This is a genomic window from Zymobacter palmae (assembly GCF_003610015.1).
In the GTDB taxonomy this organism is placed as follows: Bacteria; Pseudomonadota; Gammaproteobacteria; order Pseudomonadales; family Halomonadaceae; genus Zymobacter; species Zymobacter palmae.
On sequence record NZ_AP018933.1, the window covers coordinates 2,409,886 to 2,431,236 of the forward strand.

The 21,351-nt window shown below is 57.4% G+C and carries 15 protein-coding genes; all 15 read right to left on the reverse strand.

What is annotated here, in order from left to right; all coding sequences use genetic code 11:
* Positions 1-2 precede the first annotated feature (2 nt).
* The 15 genes from ZBT109_RS10760 to ZBT109_RS10830 all read right to left on the reverse strand — a co-directional run bounded on the left by ZBT109_RS10760 (position 3) and on the right by ZBT109_RS10830 (position 20,705).
* Positions 3-536 carry an Hcp family type VI secretion system effector gene (locus ZBT109_RS10760; RefSeq protein ID WP_027705850.1) on the reverse strand — a complete coding sequence of 178 codons (534 nt, stop codon included), beginning with the start codon at positions 534-536 and terminating at the stop codon, positions 3-5.
* Positions 537-891: 355 nt separating this feature from the next.
* On the reverse strand, positions 892-3,375 hold the full coding sequence (locus ZBT109_RS10765) for a type VI secretion protein IcmF/TssM N-terminal domain-containing protein (RefSeq protein WP_197714339.1): 2,484 nt from the start codon (positions 3,373-3,375) through the stop codon (positions 892-894).
* Positions 3,376-3,399: 24 nt separating this feature from the next.
* On the reverse strand, positions 3,400-4,320 hold the full coding sequence (gene tagF / locus ZBT109_RS10770; RefSeq protein ID WP_051524109.1) for a type VI secretion system-associated protein TagF: 921 nt from the start codon (positions 4,318-4,320) through the stop codon (positions 3,400-3,402).
* A gap of 21 nt (positions 4,321-4,341) precedes the next feature.
* A complete protein-coding gene (locus ZBT109_RS10775; protein ID WP_051524106.1) occupies positions 4,342-8,490 on the reverse strand; it encodes a type VI secretion protein IcmF/TssM N-terminal domain-containing protein in 4,149 nt (1,382 codons plus the stop codon).
* 16 nt (positions 8,491-8,506) lie between these two features.
* Positions 8,507-9,214 carry a type IVB secretion system protein IcmH/DotU gene (icmH, locus tag ZBT109_RS10780; RefSeq protein ID WP_027705848.1) on the reverse strand — a complete coding sequence of 236 codons (708 nt, stop codon included), beginning with the start codon at positions 9,212-9,214 and terminating at the stop codon, positions 8,507-8,509.
* A complete protein-coding gene (gene tssK, locus ZBT109_RS10785) occupies positions 9,211-10,557 on the reverse strand; it encodes a type VI secretion system baseplate subunit TssK (RefSeq protein ID WP_027705847.1) in 1,347 nt (448 codons plus the stop codon). Before tssK ends, icmH begins: the two co-directional genes overlap by 4 nt.
* A gap of 39 nt (positions 10,558-10,596) precedes the next feature.
* Complete coding sequence (gene tssJ / locus ZBT109_RS10790) at positions 10,597-11,175, reverse strand: type VI secretion system lipoprotein TssJ (protein WP_051524105.1); 579 nt, start codon at positions 11,173-11,175, stop codon at positions 10,597-10,599.
* A gap of 58 nt (positions 11,176-11,233) precedes the next feature.
* Positions 11,234-13,870 (reverse strand): type VI secretion system ATPase TssH, encoded by a 2,637-nt coding sequence (gene tssH, locus ZBT109_RS10795; RefSeq protein ID WP_027705845.1) that lies wholly within the window; start codon positions 13,868-13,870, stop codon positions 11,234-11,236.
* Positions 13,867-14,940: a type VI secretion system baseplate subunit TssG gene (gene tssG / locus ZBT109_RS10800; RefSeq protein ID WP_027705844.1), complete on the reverse strand. Its 1,074-nt coding sequence runs from the start codon at positions 14,938-14,940 to the stop codon at positions 13,867-13,869. Before tssG ends, tssH begins: the two co-directional genes overlap by 4 nt.
* Positions 14,904-16,745 carry a type VI secretion system baseplate subunit TssF gene (tssF, locus tag ZBT109_RS10805; RefSeq protein WP_232012841.1) on the reverse strand — a complete coding sequence of 614 codons (1,842 nt, stop codon included), beginning with the start codon at positions 16,743-16,745 and terminating at the stop codon, positions 14,904-14,906. The genes tssG and tssF overlap by 37 nt, the downstream gene beginning before the upstream one ends.
* Positions 16,742-17,218, reverse strand: a complete 477-nt coding sequence (gene tssE / locus ZBT109_RS10810) for a type VI secretion system baseplate subunit TssE (RefSeq protein ID WP_027705842.1) — start codon at positions 17,216-17,218, stop codon at positions 16,742-16,744. Before tssE ends, tssF begins: the two co-directional genes overlap by 4 nt.
* 55 nt (positions 17,219-17,273) lie before the next feature.
* Positions 17,274-18,776 (reverse strand): type VI secretion system contractile sheath large subunit, encoded by a 1,503-nt coding sequence (gene tssC, locus ZBT109_RS10815; RefSeq protein ID WP_027705841.1) that lies wholly within the window; start codon positions 18,774-18,776, stop codon positions 17,274-17,276.
* Between the two features lie 19 nt (positions 18,777-18,795).
* Positions 18,796-19,329 (reverse strand): type VI secretion system contractile sheath small subunit, encoded by a 534-nt coding sequence (gene tssB / locus ZBT109_RS10820; RefSeq protein ID WP_027705840.1) that lies wholly within the window; start codon positions 19,327-19,329, stop codon positions 18,796-18,798.
* A 67-nt stretch (positions 19,330-19,396) separates the two neighbouring features.
* A complete protein-coding gene (locus ZBT109_RS10825; RefSeq protein WP_027705839.1) occupies positions 19,397-20,149 on the reverse strand; it encodes a hypothetical protein in 753 nt (250 codons plus the stop codon).
* 49 nt (positions 20,150-20,198) lie between these two features.
* On the reverse strand, positions 20,199-20,705 hold the full coding sequence (locus ZBT109_RS10830) for a copper resistance protein NlpE N-terminal domain-containing protein (RefSeq protein WP_169734020.1): 507 nt from the start codon (positions 20,703-20,705) through the stop codon (positions 20,199-20,201).
* Between the last annotated feature and the right edge of the window lie 646 nt (positions 20,706-21,351).

Sequence of the window (21,351 nt, forward strand, 5' to 3'; positions counted from 1 at the left end):
AATCAGGAGTAGACGCGGTTGGTCGTACGGTCCCAACCACCGGCAATGTTACCGCCACCCTGACCATCGCTGCGTTTCTGCTGCGTGTAGGTGACTTTGATGCGCGCGTAGTTGAACTTGATCAGCTCGGACGGCAGATCCTGAGCAGCGTCAGCGCTGCCCGTGGATGCTTGCTGACCGGAAGCGGCCATGCCTTCGATTTCGGTGGACGATACGATGACTTCTTCGAGTTTCACTTCGAGATAACGCACCTGTTCACCACCGGCACGGTTGACGTGCAGTGTGATTTCCTTGATGTGCTGACCACGACAGCAGGATTCAAACAGTTTCGGCGTGGCCTTATCGAGGAACTTGCGGATGCTGAATTCGCTCAGGTTCACGCGTTCTGCAGAAGCACCACCCGCGGAGCTAGCCGTGGCAGAAGTCGTCTGCGTTGCGCCGAAATCGAAGCTCAGCAGCTCGATCCAATCTTTGTGTTTGGAATCTAGGCTTTCACCAGGAATACCGTCAATTTTCAGATAAGCATCAAAAGCCATCTAAATACTCTCCCTTTGTTGATATTAATACTCCACTTTCGTACGCGTGGAGTTACTGCCGGATGAATGCAGCGTTATATTCAACACCAACATACACCACGTGCTCTTCAGGACTGCTGATTGTTATATACCAATCCCGCCCGATAAGTCACCACATTCCCATCCCCCATGCTGATTATTTCATTAGCACAGAAAACTATAGTTACATTATCTGTGCCCCTTCCCCAAAATACGAGAAGTCTGAGAATGTGCTGACCGCATATTAGCTTACTTCTATCGATTCATTTTAACTCGAACTCAATGGCCGTTTCAGATAAACGGCCTTGAATGTTCGACAATGTCATCACTAACAACATCAGTCACGGTGTCGCACTTCGATTTCAACACGGCGGTTCGGTGCCAGACACTGAATCATGTCGCGTCGCGATATCCCCGTATCGCACGATACCAGCGGTCTTGTATCACCCGCACCAACGGCTTTAACCAACTCTTCCGGCACGCCTTTGCCGACCAGATACCGCTTGATGGTCTGGGCACGTTCGAGTGAAAGCTGGCGATTGGTGGTCGCATTGCCCAACGAATCAGCGAAGCCCGTAATAGTTATACGGCTGCTTGGCGTATTCACCAAACGCGTTGCAATCTGATTGAGCTGCTGTCGTCCCTGTGCCTGAAGACCGGCATAATCTGCGCGCCCGAATTCAAATAAGGTATCTGATTCCAGCGTTATCGTTTCCACTGTATTCAACGTATGTTGAAGCAGGCTGTCAATATAATTCCGCGAACTCGACAGCAGGAAATTATTATCCCTTATATGAGGGGTATCGGCCTGGGCAAGCTGTTCACTATAGAAATCTATCTGGCGTGACGCATATTTCATATCGTATGCATCATTATTGCCATTTTGATGTGGCAATACGGGATACCAGAATGCTGCCAGATGCTGTTTCAAAAATTCAACATCGACCTTTTCACGGGGATTAATCGGCATCATCTGATAAGTACGCAGTGCCATGCGACCAAACTGTGCCAATGCATTAGCGCTGTTATCGATGGGGCGTGCGTTGGGTTCGACGCTGTCGATCGTGACGTGTGTATTCAATGTCTGTGTAGTGCGCTGATAGACCGGTATGGTCGGCAACGATACCAGCGTGCGGTTCAGATCATCTTCGATCGGCGACAACATCACCGTTCGTAGACGATCGAAGTAACGCTGACGCACCAGCGGTTCGACATCATGGCCTCGATACAACCCCCAGCGCATCGCCATCGGCGTGCCGCTGATATGGTGACGCTCGAAATAGCCTGCTGCGGCGCTGCGTAATGCATCCAGCGACTGCCATTGCGTAAACTGGTCGGGATGCTGAGCATCCTGCTGACGCGCGTCATCTAGGGCATGCTGCAGGGCCAGTAGTTCATCACGGTTGCGTACATAGGCATTGCCCCATATCGCACAGGCAATAGCCCCTGCGACCAACCCACATCCTACCCAGGCCAGCTTGCGTCGGTTTTCGCGACGGTTGCTGGTATAGCGTTCGACCAAGAACTGATCGGGTAGAATGACGCTGCGAAATACGTCGGCAATCAGTCCGTCGTTGCTGCTGCGAGCACCGATGGCTGACGGCCCGGGCACCACAGAGAAACGCCGCCCGATATCGCGGTCATGAACCCCCGTCGCCGACTGCGTTTCATGCAGTGCACTAACGAAGTAGTAGCCACGCAGCAACTGGGGACGCTGGTTAACGGACGGTGTCATCAGCTGCCCCACGAACGATGACAACCGTTCTCGCAGAGCCCACAGTTCAGGCGGGAAAGCGACCAGCGACGGATCCTGCTGCAAAACCTGCATATCACTGTTCAGCTGCAGGTGTTCACCCTGCGAAGACCAATAGGCACACAGCGAATCAAACGAGCCGGTGAAGGTATCGCCCCAGCTCTGCTGCTCGAAGTCCTGATGCGGGAACGTCGCCCCCAACAGCGTGGACGGACGAGTGCGCATAATGTGCTGCTGAAAATCGACGAAGCCGGGAATCAGGTCGCTTTTGGTCAGCATCAGATAGATCGGCAAACGCGCATCGAACTGATCGCTGGTTTCCTGAATGCGCTCGCGCAGACGTTCAGCCAGCTCGCGCCGCTCGGTTTCGCTGCCTTCCATGAGATCGCCCAGACTGACCGCAACGATCAGCCCGTTCAGCGGCCGACGCGGACGATGCGCTTTTAAAAGCGTCAGGAACGCTCGCCATTTGCCCGCTTCATGCTGATCACTCGTGTAGCGTCCTGCCGTATCAAGCAGCACCGCGTCGTTGCTGAAGAACCAGTCGCAATGACGTGTACCGCCAAGACCCGCAATACGTGCCTGCTCGCGATCAGCAAAAGGGAAATCCAGCCCAGAGTGATACACCATGGTGCTCTTGCCTACGGCAGGCTGACCGATCAGCACGTACCACGGCAACTCATACAGAGCCCCCTGACGATTGAACGACGGCCAGCGTTTCTTCTGCCGCCGGTCACGCTGCTGCAGGCGATCCAGCACCTTGAGCATCTGCTCGCGCAGTAGGCTCACCTCTTCCCGATCGGCGGGTGCCGCGTCGAGCACCGCCTCGTCCGCGCTGTCCATCAACAGGCGTTCCAGATTCTGCCGCTGCCCTACGCCACGATACAGCAGCAGCACATAGACGGCCGATGCCACAACGAACAGCAGAATACCGACCAGCAGACTGTTGAGTGATGAGAACCCTAGCAGTACGCCCAGCCACCACACGAGGAAGATCGCCAGAAAAAAGCCGGCGGCCATCCAGTAGGGCTGGTATTTGAAGAACACATATTTCAGCTTGTTCATCATCTCTCGATTGCCTCTTTGATGACGTTAGGTGCGGTCGTCATACCCGGCATAACGGGCCATGCAACTTCCAATGGACTGCCCAGGATCAGGCAGTGCCGTTTGCACCAGCGATGGCTCGAAGCGATCGAACGGTTCCAGCACATCGAAACGTTCCTGCCGCGGGGCCAGCCCGGCCAACAGGCGGTGCACACGCGACGTATTGCCTTGTGAAAAGGCCAGCAGACGCGGGCGCATGAAATCATGTACCAGTAACAGCAGACTCATAGGAGCCGGCGCGATTAACGTCAGCCAGTGCGTCCAGATGTCCGCCACAGGGCGCATCAATGCCTGCTCGGCAGGCAACGGCAACACCACGGGTGGCATCGGTGCCCGCTCACATAACTGGCGCAATCCGGTCATTCTCTGCAATACCGCATTGGCGATGAACTCGGGGTAGCCCTTGCTCATGGCCTCGCTGATATCGCACAGCCTCAGCTCTTGTAACAAGCGCGCATGCAGACGCTGATGCAGGTTCAGATCGCCATCGTTCAACGGTCTGAGCGCCTGCAGTGCGTCGGCAAAACGCGTGGGCTGCCCATGCCCGTAGATGGCGTCCTGCATGATTTCACCCGCGCAGCGCGCGTTGACTTCGCACAGCGTCCACGGGGCCTGAAAGGCATCACCCTGTACCTGGTAGGGCAAGCGCTGAAAGGTCATCAGGGGATAGCGACGCCCGGAGGCATCGCGTGAGCTTGCCATCTCTCCTACCAGCCAGTGCTGGGGCGAGGCGCGAAAAAGGAAGGAGCAGCGAGGAATGCCGTCGAAATGCATTTCCCAACGTTCCTCTTCCATCAATCGCCGTATGCCCACCTGCAGGCATTCATCGAAAGCCTGCAGGTCTTCACTGGTGGCGCGGTAGCTGATGAAGTCAGCATTGCCCGGCAGTTTGCCGAAATAACCGATCATGCCATCAACTCCCGGTCAGGGTCAGAGAGAAGTGCCGGTCACACCACCCAGCGCACTTTCCGCGGCCTTGCTTGCGGCATCAGTAGCGGCACTGGTCGCCGCGCTCGTAGCAGCCTTGGTCGCGGTATCTGTGGCCTTGTCCACCAGATCGCTAACGACGCTGCTGTCATTGCCTTCTTCGCTGGCCTCCGCAGCCGGTGCGGCGGCTTCGGGTGACGCGGTGTTTAGACGCGGCATCGTCAGCGCGTGCACTTTCTTGAGATCGGTCAGGCGGATGCCCCCGAAGTTGCGCACGATGAAGCTGACCGGACCCGCTGGCGTCTGCCAGATGAAGCGCTGGCGTACCGCATCCACGTCCTGCACCTCTGCCGTGTCGATCATGCGCAGCAGTCCCCAGCGGGTCGGGAAGTTGGCGACCGTATAGCGTTGGTTATCCAGCGTCGTCACTTCCAGACGTGCGCCCGGGTGCTTAAGATCGCCCGGCCAAGTGAAGTGCTGCCACGGCTGAGGACCATTGCGATAATCCTGCACCTGCCCATCCACCGTCAGCATGATCTGGGTCATGTAAGGAGACGGTTCGACCATGATCTCAAAGCCGTTTTGCGGGTCAGCCAGACTGTCGATGACGGTCCCTAGAGCAGTACCGTTGCGAATGGTTTCCTGCATGCGTGGATCGACCAGCATGTTGTCGAAGTCGCCCTCTTCAAGCGCCCCGATTTCATCGCGGTTGAAGGCCACCAGACGCCCACTGTTCGGGTCAACGAAGTCGCGCAGATCTCGGATGGAAGCTTCATTGCCCGAGTTGGCCAGCGGATAACGATCCGCAATCTTCTGCTTCCACGGCGTATCGACGCGGTTGCCCCATGCGCGCGCCAGCTGCTGGCCTGCGGGCGCATACAGCGTTTCCCATGCGCGCTCGACGGGGTCGCTAAACAGGTGCTGCAACGCTTGCGGCAAGGCGGCATCAGAAATGTCGATGTTAGCCGCGATGTCGTTGCGCACGACGGTGAACTCGGTGTTGCCGTTGTTCGCCAGCGTAGCGCTGATCAGTTCTTTGCTAGCCTTACCGACATCCTGCGAGCGACGCATATTGTCGAAGCGCACTTTCAGCTGGCGCAGCTCGCGCAGGTAGCGATCCATGACCGCATCCTTGTTTGCGGCTGCATCGCTACCGTCGTTTTCGAACAGCGCATTGACCTGAGCGAAATGGTCAGCCAGCACGCCGTCATGGAAGCCCGGCAAATCGCTGATCTGGCTCATACGCGCCTGAGCGATGCTGCCATCGTCACTGCTGAAGACGTCCATTGCCTTGCCCCAGAAGCCACGGGAATCCTGGCCGTTCTGTTTGTTGAGCAGTGCATTATCGAGCGGTGCATCCCAGCGCGTATTATCACGCACAGCGAGCATCAGCTGGCGAATCGGTGACTGCTGGGCATCACTCAGCAGCGACAGGCGCGAATTGGCCGTATCGATGGAGTCGAAGCGACGCACACCCGTAGCCCCTAGGAAACGTTCCCATGCCTCGATGTAGTCGTGCTTGTAGCGCGCCATCAACTGACGCACAAACGACGTCTTGCTTTCCATCCGCTCGGCGCTGCCGCTGTCATCCAGCACCCAGTCGGTTTCAACACGCAGATCAGTCGCTGCAGCGTCAAGGATTTCACGTCGCAGATACTCATCCCACACTTTCTTGGTGTAGATCGCCGGAACGCTTTCACCGGAATAGAGCAGTTGGCGGCTGTTACCAGGCACCATGCTCGCAAGCGTCAGACTCTGATAGCGCTGACGGACGTCCTGCTGGAACTGCAGGTATTTGCGATCGACCAGCGATTGATCGTTCAGGAACCCTTTCAGGCTGAGGCGCGCACGCTCGACCAGCGTTTCATCACGACCCAGTGCGGGCGCATGGCGACGCTGAAGATAGCCGGCATACACCGCAACATGGCGCTGGATATCGTCATCACTGATGGACTCGCCCTGCTGCTCGGCAACGGTTTTCCACACCTGCGGCAGGGTATCGTTGACGAACCGTACGTCTTCGGCGGTCGCGTGTTTTTCCGGCTCAGCCAGAATCAGGTACAACTTGAGTGCGTTGTAACTTTCATCCAGCTGCGCCACTTGCTCCGGCGTCAGGCGGTTGTCGGTCAGCGCACGGGACAACGCCGGATTGACCGCGTCGCCGTCATTGCTGCTCTGATGGAGACTGCGCAAAGAACTCAGCCCGCTTTCGCGCAGATGCTGCGTACCATCGCTCAGCCCCTGTTGAAGGTCACTGCGCACGCTGTTGGCCGCATCCTGAACGCGTCCCAGCGTTTGTGCTTGCACCTGCGAGCGCACATCGCCCAGCGAGGTCACTCGTGCTACACCCTGTGGCTGCATTAGCTGCTCGCGGGCACGCTGGCGACCTTCACGGGTCTGCTGTGCCACACGACGAGCTGTCTTGCCATTACGGATATTGCGCGGTGCGGCCTGCTGGGACTCAGCAGCACTCTGGGTCGCCTGCGCCAGCGCATCAAGCTGATGAAGACGACTGGCGAGGTAGTTCGAGACCGGCACCAGTGCTTGCTGTTTCAGGCCCGTAAAATAGGCGTCTTCCACCATCGGCTGCAAACGATGGGTAGGATCCAACCCCAGCTCACGATCGAATGGCAGCGGTGAGTGGCTACCTCCATTGAACTGGTGAAGCTGATCCGCCAACACATTCAGACGCTCTTCAGCGCAAGGCGATGCCTGAGTCAGCTCATCGTCCAGCTGGTTCAGTGCACGGTGGTGGTGAATATAGGAGGTTGCGCCTGCTGCAATGGCCGCAGTACCCACCAGCAGACCGGCCCCGAGCGTCCACGGCGACAGCGCGTGCAGACGCCCACCCTGTGCGATATGGCGACTCAGGTAGCGATCAGGGAAGACCACCGAACGGAAAACACCCGTAATGAAGTAGCGACGCTCGCCGATGCGCGAACCGGGATCGTTATCCACCCAATCACCGCTCCCCTGCTCCTGCAGACCAAATGTCGTACGCACATGCTCATCAAGAATCGACGGCAGACGGTTTTCAGTCTGTAGGGCGCTGGTGAAGTACACCCCGCGCACGGCCGGTACATCCTCTTCGGCGCGCGTCGCATCGAACGGCGACAGGAAATCGCCCAGCACGTTGCGCAGCTCGGCCATGTAATCAGGGAAACGCAGCATGGCATTCTCAACGCTCTGCCCCATTTGTGCAGCGCGCTGCTGAACGTGGCCTTCCAGCCCCCCCATCAGCTCATCGAAACGGCCGGGGAATACGTTGGGAATCCCTGCGTTGCGAATTTCATCAACGGAGAACGTCATTCCCCACGGTTGCTGGCGTGCTTCTGCATCCAACCCGTCAAAGGTTTCTTCAAAGCCAGGCAGCAGATCTGCCTTGCTGAAGAACAGATAGATCGGCGGCAGAGTGTGCAGCGCCTTGCGATAGCGTGAAGCACGGTCGAGTAGCTGACGCGCCAGAGCACCGCGCTCTTCCGGTGACATACCCAGCAGATCAGGCAGGCTGACCACCATGACCAGTCCATTGATGGCCTGGCGACGTTGGCGGCGCAGCAGCTTGAGGAATTCAGAAAACTCGCTAGCGGCCTGATCGTCAGTGATATAGCGGCCCGCCGTGTCGATCATGACGGCTTCAGGGCTGAAGTACCAATCACAGGATTGGGTACCGGATTGCCCTGCCATTGCGCTACCGCCAACAACGCTGGCATTCAGTCCGGCGTTCCCCAGCAGGGACGTTTTGCCGGATGACGGCAGACCAATGACCAGATACCACGGCAACTCTGACAACGCCGTTTGACCACGACCGCCTGCAGTACGGTTGGCACGCAGGCGCTCGATTACATGCTTGAGGCGGCGGCGCAGTGCGTCGTATTCGGTTTCATCGTGCTGACCGCTCATCACACTACGGTCCACTTCACGCTCGACCAGCGATTCGATGTTACGCTCGGCGCGGATGCGACGGTACTGACGCAGCACTACTGCCAAGAGCCACACGGCACTGACCAGCGCCACGGCAATCCAGCGCGCTTCACGACCGGTTTCTGGGTAGAAGCGGAAAAGCGTCCACACGCTGGCAAGGGCGACGACGACCCACAGCGCAATCGACACGAACCAGAAGTTCTTGAGTAAACGTAAAAGGCGTTTCATTCGAATTCGACTCCCCTCAGGCCGAGGTGAACAGTGATTTGAGCACACTGCTCAGCGCATCTACCTGATGGCCCAGCAACCCGTTCAACAGGGCATACACCCCGACACATACCAATACGATCAGTACCAGATAGACCCACAGCGGGACTTCATGGCGCAGCATCTGCCCCACCTGATCCGGCAGCTGCCAATGCGGTGCCAGCTCTTCAGGCAAAGGCGCACGGTAGCGTGCGATGTCTTGACCAAGCGTGTTAGTCAGATAACGCAGCTCATCCCCTTTATCGAGGCGGTACTTGCCTTGGAACCCGAGTGCTAGGCACAGGTGATACACCTCCAGCACGTCGAGGTGGGCACGGACATCGCGGCGTAGCGTTTCCAACTTGTCGAAGAAGCCTTCGCCCGCGAGGTGCACGCCAAAATACTTGTACTGCAACGGATGCAGCTCAATGTGCTGGCGCGCATTGCTGGTCGGCGTGTTGAGCACGCTCTCGTCCAGAAAGGCGCACAGTGCATACTGGGCATCCTTAGCCTGTTCGGCGGTATAACCGGCCAGGTGGGCATCACGTTCAAAGCCACGGAAGAACTCATCGACGCTCGACATAAAGGCGTCGACACTCTCGACCTGCTGACCGCGGCGCACCATCAGCACCATCGAGATGAAGTCCTTGGAAAGCTCACGCAGGGTGACGCTGCCCTGCTTCTGAATCGCTGCGTTTTCGCTCATTTCAGCACCGCCATCAGTTCAATCTTGAGGTTCTGGAACCCGCTCGGCACGTAGAAGGCAATGGCCTGCGAGGCCATCATGCGATCGTATATGGCCCCATTCGGCTCGAGCGCGAAATAGTGGTTATCAAGGCGCACGGGAATGGCTGGTGGCAAACGCGATGCGTGCACCAGCAGGCCACCCGGCATCGCACTGTTGACCACCACTTCGATATCCTCGGGCGAGCCCACCTTAAAGGCACGCGGCACCAGCTCAAGCAGCTGGCTTCCAGGCATGTCCGCATGAACGGAAATGTAGAAGTCAGCCTCGGCCAGACGCGGGTCGTGCAGGCGTCCGATGAAGTACGACGGTGCCGTCTGTTCCAGCGCAATGGGAATGTATTTGTCAGGGATGACGGTATCGAGCAGCTCGCGCACCATGTCATCCAGCGTAAACAGCGAGGCGGCCGGAGCGGCATGGTCGTAGTCGGGTATATCCGACAGCCGGTACTGCATGGAGAACGTCATCAGGCTGCCAGCCAAATCGGCCAGCACGCGATAGAGGTACTCAGGCGATAGCTGTGGGTGCGCCAGCAGATGCGCCAACTGCGGGTAGACGCGGTTGACGGTATGCAGCAGCCAGAACAGGGTGACATCGCCCGAACCAAATTCGGCCACTTGGTCAGCGCGCTCGCGGCGGCGCCCCCCAATGGCATCATGCTTTGCCATTAAGGCGCCGGTCAGGCGACGCACGATCACCAACAGCTCTTCACTGCTCATCAGGTGAAGTACGGGAGGTACGAAGCGTGGTTCGATGCCGAAACCGCCCGAAGCCGCGCGGTTGAGCTCGGCCAGCGGGCAGTGGGTATACCCGTCCAGAGAGTCCCCTTCCAGCAGGATGACGACGTTAAGCGGCATCATTGTCAGCTCGCTTTCCGGCGTTCCTTCGTTGAGGTCGGGCAGCTGTTCGAACTGGCGACGGTAGCGCGGGTTGGTCGCACGCTGATCGCGTTCGTCTTCCGCGCAGTTGACGGCATAAGGTTCCGTCAGGCGCAGCGCCGCATGCACCTTGAGGCGCGACTCGCGCGTCAGGGCATTCAGGTCACGACTGGCGGGCAGTGGATCCTGCTGCGGCGCGTCATAGAACGTGCCATCAGGGAAAACCATCTTGAGGCGGTGGAACGCCAGCACACCCTGTGACAGGGCTTCTTGGTCAATCTCAATATGCTGAATACCCCAGTTGAAAGGGGTCGAGCGATGACCGGCTTCAGCCAACTGATGCTGATGAAAATCATCCTGATACTGAAAATGCTGCGGCAGAAGAAACATGCCTTCCGACCACATGACGCGATTATGTTTGCTCACCGACGACTTCCCCTTTGTCCTGAGCGTGAATTCGGCATATCAGCGTTTCTTTGCTGCGCTGGCGGCCAATACATCGGTGCCACGCTCAATACTGATGCGGTTGTCCTTCAGCGTCAGTTGAACCCCATCTGACGAGAACAGAATGCCGTCTTTACGCAGTGCCTGAGCGCTGAAGGCAACGTGCCAAGCGGCTCCGGTCGAGTTGCGGAAGAAGGCCGCCACGCCGATGAACTGCGCATCGGGAGACAACTTGCTGCTGTCCTTGGCCGTGCCCTTCGGTACCACCGTCACGGTGCGCTCTGACAGCAGGGACTCACCCAATACGCCTTTGCTGTCGCTCCACAGGGCCGCCATGTCCGCATTGCGGAAGGCATCAACCGCATTCAGCTGATAGATGCGCACCACCACGGACAGTGGTTTGCCCGACGGGTCCGGATTGAGCTTTTCATCGCCCTTGAGCTGTACGGTCGTGACCTTGTCACGACTAAACAGCATGTCACCCAGCCCGCCGTCCATCTGGTCCCCTACGCGGCTGCCAACGCCGCACCCTGCCAACCCGAAGATGGACAGCAGTATCAGTCCCTTGAGCAGTGTTTTATATCCCTGCAGTGCTTTCATACGTTCATTCCTCACCGCATGTGCCCGGACGCTTTCGGGCACATGCTGCCTCAAGTGACTAACTCAGCTGGTAATCCAGCGTTCCCTCTTCTTCATTCACACCGATGACCAACTGCTCGATCGGCGTATCGTCTGCCATGCGGGCCAGCACGTGCTCGGCCAGCTCTGGCATCAGATGTCCAGTCATGAAGTTGTCGATGTCGCGCGCCCCGCTGTCCGCCGTGACACAACGCTCAGCGATGAAGTCCACCAGCTCAGGGGCATAGTGGAAAGCCGCATTATGATTGCGTTTCACGCGCTTACGCAGCCGTTCTAGCTTGAGCGCGACGATATTGCGCAGCACGTCCTTCTGGATCGGGAAGTACGGCACGATGTTGAGACGACCAAGGAAGGCAGGCTTGAACACATCGTTCAGCAGCGGACGCATCTCATCGACCAGACTCTGCGGTACCGGCAGCGTGTCGACGTTCAAGCAGCGTTTCATCATGTGATCCGTGCCAACGTTGGAAGTCAGGATGATGACGGTGTTGCGGAAGTTGATTTCGCGCCCTTCGCCGTCATCCATCACCCCTTTGTCGAACACCTGAAAGAACAGTTCGAGCACATCGGGATGCGCTTTTTCAACTTCATCCAGCAGTACGACGCTGTACGGCTTGCGACGCACGGCCTCGGTCAGCACACCACCTTCGCCGTAGCCGACGTAACCGGGAGGCGCGCCTTTCAAGCTCGATACGGTGTGCGCTTCCTGATATTCGGACATGTTGATGGTGATCACATTACGTTCACCACCGTACAGCGTGTCGGCCAGCGACAGCGCCGTTTCGGTCTTACCGACACCGCTCGGCCCCAGCAACAGGAAAACACCGATGGGCTTATTGGGATCTTCCAACTTGGCGCGCGAGATAGCGATACGTTTGCCGATCTCGGCTAATGCGTGGTCCTGCCCAATGACGCGCTCGCCCAGCAGGCTCGGCAGCTGCTGCACGGTGCTCATTTCATCGCGGACCATCTTGCCAAGCGGGATGCCTGTCCACGCGGAGATGACCGCGCCGACGGTGTTGCCATCGACGTGTGCATGTACCAGAGGATCGCGTTCCTGAATGGTTTCCAGCGCCTCGCGGGCCTGACCCAGTTCGGCCATCAGCTCATCGCGACCGTTGTCCTGTGCATCCAGTGCATTGAGTCGCTGGTTGAGTTCATTCCAGCGTTCGACCGCTTCGCACTGCGCTTGCCAGCGCGCATTGAGCACTTCGACCTGCTGCTGCACGCCCGCACGTATTTCGGCCAGCTCAGCCAACCGCGCGTCATGATGCGCACCGCGAGCCTGCTCGTATTCAAGCTGCTGACGCTCGGTATCAAGATTGTCGAGGCGGCGACGCGCATCTTCGAGGGCACCGGGCTGGGCCGATTGCCCCAGCGCTACGCGAGCGCAAGCGGTATCCAGCACACTGACCGCCTTATCGGGCAACTGGCGTCCCGTGATATAGCGATGAGAGAGGCGTACCGCCTGCTCAATGGCTTCATCAAGGATTTCCACCTTGTGGTGGTCACGCATGCGGCCGATCAGACCACGCAGCATGTCGATGGCGACCTCTTCCGTCGGTTCATCCACTTTGATGACCTGGAAGCGACGTGCCAGCGCCGCATCCTTCTCGAAGTATTTTTTGTACTCCGCCCAGGTTGTGGCGGCGATGGTCCGCAGCTCACCACGTGCCAGCGCCGGCTTCAGCAGGTTGGCCGCATCGCCTTGGCCTTCTTTGTTACCACTACCGATCAGCGTGTGCGCTTCATCAATAAACAGAATGATGGGGTGCAGGCTACGCTTGGTCTCTTCGATCACGTTCTTGAGGCGCTCCTCGAACTCCCCTTTTACACCTGCCCCCGCCTGCAACAGGCCTAGGTCGAGCGTGCGCAGTTCAACATTCTGCAGTGGTCGGGGTACGTCGCCGTTGACAATGCGCAGCGCCAACCCTTCCACCACAGCGGTTTTACCGACCCCAGCCTCACCGGTCAGAATCGGGTTGTTCTGGCGACGACGCGTCAGTACATCGACCATCTGACGCACTTCCTGCTCGCGGCCCAGCACGGGGTCGATATGTCCCGCACGAGCGCGCTCCGTCAGGTCGATCGTGAACTGATCAAGTGCTGGCGTCTTGCCATTGCCGCGACGCGGCGCGCTTTCACTGCCGTCCGCCGCCACTGCAACGCTGAACGGCGCGACGCCGTTCTCAGCACTGCCTTCGGTCGCCGCAGAGAATTCGTGACGCAGCGCATCGGCGCTGAGCTCATCCAGAGACGGTACGCGACGTACCAGATCACGGCGCAGCTGTCGGTCATCCAGTAGTGCCAGCAGCAGATGGCCGGAACGCACGGCGGCCACTTCCTGTTCGATGGACGCGATGACCCACGCTTTTTCAATCAAAGTGACGATCATCGGCGACAGTGACGGAGCATTGGCATTGCCCGTGCGGAACGTCTCGATGTTGTCATCCAGTTCATGCGCTAGCGCATCAAGCGAAACGCCACAGTGCTGCATGACATGAACGAGGTCGCTGTCTTCTCGCCCCAGCAGCGTGTACAGCCAGTGTTCGATGTGTGCTTCATACTGGCGTCGTGCCAGACATAGCCCTAGCGCTTCTTCCATCGCTTCGCGGGTTACGTCATTGAGCTTGGCGAACAGTGATTTGAGATTCACGATGTAGCTCCGTCAAAGGAAATCCTGAATGTTGCGCGTCCGTCCTGCTGACCAGCGCGCGTCTTGTTTTTCAGCCAGCCCAACCAGCCCAGTCTCACGTTGCCAACCTGCGCGCCCAAGCGCGGTGCCGGAATGTGCTCAGCGGCCAGCGCCAGCTCAATCTCGATATCGCATTCCACCCCCAGATACAGACGGGCTAGCGATACCAGCTCTGCATGTGCAGGCTGATCGGGCATAAAACGCCGGAACTGGTCAAGGTCAAGTGGTCCCACCTCAATCCTGACGCACGACTGGTAATCCCATACTCGACGTCCCAGCATGGCTGACTGTCCCAGCCGCGCATGCTGTCCCCCCAACCGAGTACGCTGTTCCCGCGGGACATCCAACCACTGCCCGCAGAACGGTCTGACCTTGCAAGGTACTTCGAAATAAAACCCGAGCATCGCCTCCAGATTGAGGCGGTTGCGCGGGCGCTGCGCCAGCATGCCGGAGAAGAACCCGAACAGCTCACGCCGAACCGAACCCGAAGCAGGTGTCTTGAGCTGCTTCACCTGCGACGGCGCGAACCCCAGCAGATTGAGCAGATAGGTCTCGACGTCGGCACTGCCATGGCGTTCGTATTCGATATGAAAGCGATACTTCTGCCACGCTTCATAGAACAGTGCCGTCATGCGATGAGAGAACATGTCCATAAAGGCATGTGCCCCGTCATCGCGGTATTGAATATGCCGATCGATCAGCATCTCGGTATACGGCCGCGGCAGTACGCCGGACGGCCCGACCAAGCCAAGGAAGGTGACCTCGATGGAGGTCAGCGCTTCACCCCACGCTGACTGCCGCTGCGGGTTCTCGAAATCAAGATCGTGCACTTCACTGGCTGGGAACCCCAGCGACAGCAACGTACGAAAGCGCAGCGGATCATCATGAGGCCGAATTTCGGGGTCCATGCGCCCCGCTCGGCTGTAATACAGTCGCAGCAGCCTGACCAGCTGAAAGAAGCTGAAACGATAAGGCTCTGCGCGCGCCTGGTCGATCAGACCAGGGGCAGTTCCCCTGACCTGGGTGGCCATGTCACGACACTCCTTTCTCGTTGCCGACTTCTAAGCGTCAGCTGCGTGAAGCTGTTGACCGAGCAGTACTGCCCGAAGAAATGATCCAGCACCATGCCAAACAGGAAAATGCCGCTCCCCGTGAACTGGCTTTCATCCATTTCCAGCGTGATGGCGGTACCGCGAACGAAGTTGGGACGTGGGTGGCCGATGCGCGTCAACGTGGGGGCACTCGCGATATCGGTGATCCCGTTGATCTGCTTGCGCGTGGCCAGCGTGTCGCGGTAGTTGTACAGCGACAGCATTTCCAGCAGCGCTTCCCGCCCACGGGAAGTCAGCGACATATGGTTCAGCGATAAGTGAGACACCAGCCGCCAGATCATCCCCTTGCCCAGCGGCGCACGTACCGATTCGGTCGGCTTGCGCAGGCATCGAATTGCCGACACCACCTGCGTTTGGCTCAGAGAGAAATCACCGTGCTCGTTACCGAACGACATCATCTGAGGCAAATCGCGATTGCTACAGGTCAGGGTCAGGCTCAGCGTATCGCTGGACGCTCCCAACAGCTCAAGCTCACGATCAACCAGTCGAAGATACAAATCGGTTCCTTCCACCGTTTCCCGCGCGGTCGGTACGCGACGCGTCAACCAATAGCTCTGGTGATTGCGCTCCATATCGCTGCCGCGCGGCTCGAAGAAGGGATGGCACACACTCAGCTCATCATTGCGTCCTGTCTTCTTCACCCGAATAACGCGGTCGATAGAAATGATTTCGACCCCATGCTGATGACGCACGTCGGGAATGACCGCATATTCAGGCCGCGTATGAGTCAGCTTGATGGGCTCTGCACGCTGCGGGAACAGGTTGGCGATCGGCGTACAGCCCAAGCGGAACGTGTTGCGGTTGACGTTCTGCGCCAGACGCACCAGACGATCGCCCTGCTCGTAATCCGAAAACGCCAGCCGGATCTCGAAGCGCTGGGCATTGATACCGCTGAGCGCCCGATCCAGCCCGGTAATGTCCACGAACATGAACTTATCAGGGAAGGTGAAGTACTCGTGCAGCAGGCGATAGCCGATAAAGGAACGCTCGCTGTAGTCAATCATCCCTTCATCCGGCTGGAAACCCACGGGTTTCAGCGCATCCGGTGGCAAGCGAATTTCACGCTCGCGCTGCCCGTCATGGACGAAGATCGATGCGCGCGCCACGTTGTTGAACAGCAGCTCGTACAGGTGATGCATCAACGTGCTTTCACCGTCGATAAACAGCCGTAAACGATCAAGCCCGAGCTTGCCCAGCTGAACGTTTTGAAAAGTCTCGAACTGCAGCGACAGCTGCGCTACCCAGTCCTTGTCATGGCCATTAAAGACCGAGCGTTCCAGCAGTGAGAACTCCGAACGCGCCATGCGCAGCGGCCACAGCGTCACGTCGTAGCAGGTACGGAACCGACAGACCGTGCCATCAACAGGATGAGACTGAAGTTCAGTGTGACGCGGCACGTCATAACGCGCCGTCAGGTTGCTGTTGGCACCGGGGTCGAGTTCCACAATCGACAGTGAAGGCGTAGGCCTCAGGTAGTGCGGGTACAGCACCTCCAGAAAGGCCTGAACGATCTCGGGAAAGTCATCGTCCAGCTTGCGATGAATGCGCGCCGATAGAAAGGCAAAGGCCTCAATCATGCGTTCGACGTGCGGATCTTCACAGTTGTCTTCTTCGAGTTGGAGACGCGCCGCGATCTTCGGGTATTCGCGTGCGAATTCCTGCCCGAGAAAACGCAGATGCGACATTTCCCGCTCGTAATAAGGAAGCAGATCGTCCAGCATCATGAGAGATTCTGTACCTTGTATTCTTGCGTATTGACCTGCAGTACGGCATCGAACGAAATCGGTCGCGTGACATCTACCAGCACTAGCAACGCCTCGACCCGGAAGCGCAGCATACGTGACTGCTTGGTCTCGTCAGCCAGAATGACTCGCACGTTGCGAAACCGATGGTCCCCGCGCTCAATCGCCAGTTCCAGCTGGCGCTGGATGAGCTGACGGTCTTCCGTGCTGTGCACGCCCTTGCCGATGAAATCGGGCAGGCCGTACTCCAGAACAGACCCCTGCAGCGCGGGATAGAAATCAAGCGACTCCGACAGCAGCTCGCGGCGCGTATTGACCATAACTTCCAGATCACGCACCACGCTCTGCTTATAATCGTCCAGAGAGCAGAGGCGCCACGGTTGGGCCTCCACTCGCTGATGCGGGGTATCGTCCAGTAGACGATCAAGCAGCGTAGGTACCAGTCGACGAGTCATGAATATCCCCTTCTCGCACGATCAGCATGTCCTGCACTGCGCCCCCACTCCCTCATTAGCTACGCGCCCCTTGCGGCAGCTCAGCCACCAGACGCAGAGACGCCGTCAGCTCGTCGAGCTGATAGTGAGGACGCAGATACGTCACGGCTTTGTAGACACCCGGTTTGCCCGGTACTTCAGCCACTTCGACGCGCGCTTCACGCAGCGGATACTGTGCCTTGGCTTCCTGACTCGCGCTGTCGTCCAACAGTACGTATTGGGACAACCACGTATTCAGCTCCTGCTCGACCTGCTTGCGAGATGCAAAGCTACCGGTCTTGTCGCGCATGATCGCTTTCATGTAATGCGCAATGCGTGACGTCGCGAAGATGTACTGCAGCTGCGCGGACAGGCGAGCATTGGCGTTGGCCAGATCAGTGTTGTAGGACTTCTGCTTCTGCGTGGACTGCGTACCGAAGAAAGCGGCGTAGTCGGTGCCCTTGCAGTGCACGAGCGGAATGAAGCCCAAATCGGACAGTTCTTTCTCACGACGATCGGTGATCGCGATTTCGGTCGGGCATTTGAGCGCCACTTCACCGTCATCAGTCTCGAACGTGTGCGTCGGCAACCCTTCAACCAGACCACCACCCTCGACGCCACGAATAGCGACACACCAACCGTACTTGGCAAACGCATCGGTCACGCGAGCCCCCAACGCATACGCGGCGTTCATCCACAGGTACTTGTTGTGGTCGCGACCATCGGTGTTTTCAACAAAGTTGAACTCTTCGACAGGGGTGGTTTCCGGCCCGTAGGGCAGACGACCCAGTACGTGCGGGCAAGTCAGGCCGACATAGCGAGAATCTTCGGAATTGCGGAAGGACTTCCACTTGGCGTATTCAACCGTATCGAAGATCTTCGACAGATCGCGCGGCCCAGCCATGTCGGTGAAACTATCCCAGCCAAACAGCTCCGGAGACGCTGCCGAAATGAACGGCGCGTGAGCGGCAGCCGCCACGTGGGAAGCCTCTTCCAGCAGATACATATCTTCTGGAGAACGAGAAAACTCGTAATCCCCAATCAGCATGCCGAACGGCGCACCACCGAAGGTACCGTATTCTTCTTCGTAGACCTTCTTGAACAGCGCGCTCTGGTCAAACTCGGAGGCTGATTTGAAGTCACGAATCAGTTCTTTTTTGGAGGCGTTCAGCATCTGGATTTTCATGCTGGTGCCGGTTTCGGTCTGATCCACAAGGTATTTCAGACCACGCCACGAAGCTTCCATCTGTTGGAACTCATTGGCGTGCATGACTTCGTTCATCTGCTCGGACAACAGCGCATCAATATCGGCGATACGTGCATCCAGCACAGCGATCAGGTCCTTGCTGGGAGTTACTTCACCTTCCAGCACCTGAGAGACCAGCTCACCAATCAGATCGCGAGTACGCTCGCGTTCAGTTTCGGAGCGTGCGACACGGCTTTCGGAGATGATGCTGTCCAGCAGCGACGCCGGTGGGGCAAAGACTTCCGGTTCGGCATCGAGGGTTTCGACGTGAACCTGCTGTTCCTTGTCACTCATGCGGATAATCCTCTCTCAATCAGTCCTGTTCTTGATCCGTATCGCCAGCGGCTGCTTCGCTACCGAATTCAGCACCCAGCGTGCGAAGCTTCTCAGGATTCTGCAGCACGTCCATCAGCAACTCTTCGAGCTTGTCGTTGCCGCCCATCTTGTTGCGCAGATCTGCCAGCTTGTTGCGAACTTCAAGCAGCTTGCGCAGAGGTTCGACCTGCTTGACCACATTCTGCGGTTCGAAGTCTTCGAGCGACGTGAAGTTGAGCTCGATCGGCAGTTGCGTACCATCATTGGTCAGCGTGTTATTAACGCGGTACGTCAGACGCGGCTTGGTGCCTTTCAGGACGCTATTGAAATTGTCACGGTCGATGCTGACGAACTTGCGGTCCTTGAGTTTCGGCGGCGGCGTCAGCGGGTTGCCAGCGTAGTCCCCTACCACACCGACAACGAAAGGCAGTTCTTTCTGTTCCCGTGCATCCCCGACTTCCACGTCGTAAGTGATGTGTACGCGCGGTGCACGTACGCGGCTCAATTTCTGCTGTGTACTTTCTCTAGCCATAGCGTCACAGACCTCATTACGGATAAAGCGTGGTTATATATGTTTTTGAATTCATGAGGGTATCGCATCACAGCGATGCGACGACCCGTTGCAGCCTAAGCTTTAGCTCGTCTTCAATGGACTCGATGGCACTTTCATCGACCAGCTCTTCGAAGGCGTTGTTGCCCGCTATTTCAGTGCTGTTGCGAATCATGTCATCGCTGGGCAGACGAGACTTCAGCGGTGACCCCAGTACGCATAGAGGAAGATCACCAAACTCGCGGACGCGCTCGAAGCCGATAGGGAAACGCAGTCCCAACAGCAACCGCCCTAGCCCTGCCGTGCGATTGATGCAGAAGAACAGCATCAGATAGTGCACTACGAAGCGGTGCAGTTCGGCATTGCTACGGTTGGGATCGCGCATCAAGCGACGGAAGCGCGCCAGCTCGAACCCTTCGAACCCCACAACCCAGCGGGCGGGGTTCAGAATGCGAACCGGCTGACGCAGCCCTTCAACCCGGCGATCGTATTCATAGGGGTACAGCACCGGGCGGGTATTCATCAGATCCAGCGGCACTTCCAGCTCGTTGATGAGTCCAAAGGGTGCCGTCATCGCGATCTGTTCGTAGAGCGTCTTGAATTCCTTGAAGGCGTGCTGGCTTTCCCGAGTGCTGCCGCGAGGTGCTCCTTGCAGGAATTCACCAAAAACGCGCTGAGGATTGATCAGCAGTGAGAGCGTCGACAGATAGTCCGATGCCTGCTGCCGCAGCATGTCCGATACGGCACGCGTCTGCTTGCGCAAGCGAATGAAGGATTCAACGTCAAATGTTTGCGTCGTCATGAGCATGCCTCTATGTCTCACGCACTGAGTCATCTTCTCAGGCGAGTCTCTACTTCACGGGTGCCAAGGGAGCCATTCGCCTGAGCTCATGTGCATGCTCGCTGTCGTGATCTTCCAACGGGCTCAGAACGTCCCCTTTCAATTCGAAGGCGCGTTCGGTGGTACGGACAGTGGAAGACTTGACGACAAGGCGATAGACCGGCGGCTGCGGTTGAAGGTCCTTGGACCATTCACCCCATGAGGTAGACGTGAAGTTGCCGCCAGGCGCGTCGACATGAGTTTCATTCAGAACATAGCCCTTGGGCTCACCGGTCTGAATATCCTGATAAAGGGAGAGATCGGCACCGATAGCCGTGCAGTCGCTGCACGCCAGCGTACCTTTGAAGCGCATGACGGGGTCATACGTGATGGTCTGCTCTGCGGGCTTGTCATGACCGGCACAGCCGGACAGGAAAAGTACGCACGCAGCAATAGCAGTTATAAAGCGGGCATTCATGCCTCGTTTACCCCCAAAAAAACCTGTGTCGAAGCGCATCAGGCCATGCCATGACGACATGGAAGCCCGTTTCGCAAACAGCATCCGCTACTTTGAATAATGCACCACCATAATACTTCCGGTTTATTCTACCAGATAGATCTTCAGGACTCTGCCTTGAAATGGCGTGCTGTTAGGTTATCGTCCAGATACCTTTTCTTGTTCATTTTTTTCCAAGAACGGTAATTAAGACAAAATGCGATATGGTTTGTAAAGGTTGAAAATGAAGAAACCAACATCTTTTCCATATCGCCCATCATGCATCATTCATTATCAATGGGTTACGAATGCGTCATCGCACCGCAATGCTGTACCACATACGTTGCGATTAGATTCATCCACCACGCACCAGACATAATAAACAACGATAAAATACGCCGAGCATACACTTCATACTTATTTCTTATCATTTTACTCAGGTATTGTTATCGACCGCATTTAACGTACACACCTCGCAGGCCCATAAAGGGCATCTCACCGCATCACTCATTACCATAACGATAACAAATAATCCGCCATTACTGGACACCACGGTAAGGAAGCGTCAACTCGACGTTTCCATGATCACTGCTATCTTGAAGACGGAGGAAGCAACAACGCGACCCATCTATTACTGCCAGCCCATTAAAAGGCAGACCATCACGCTATATTGCGTTGGCATGGTCAG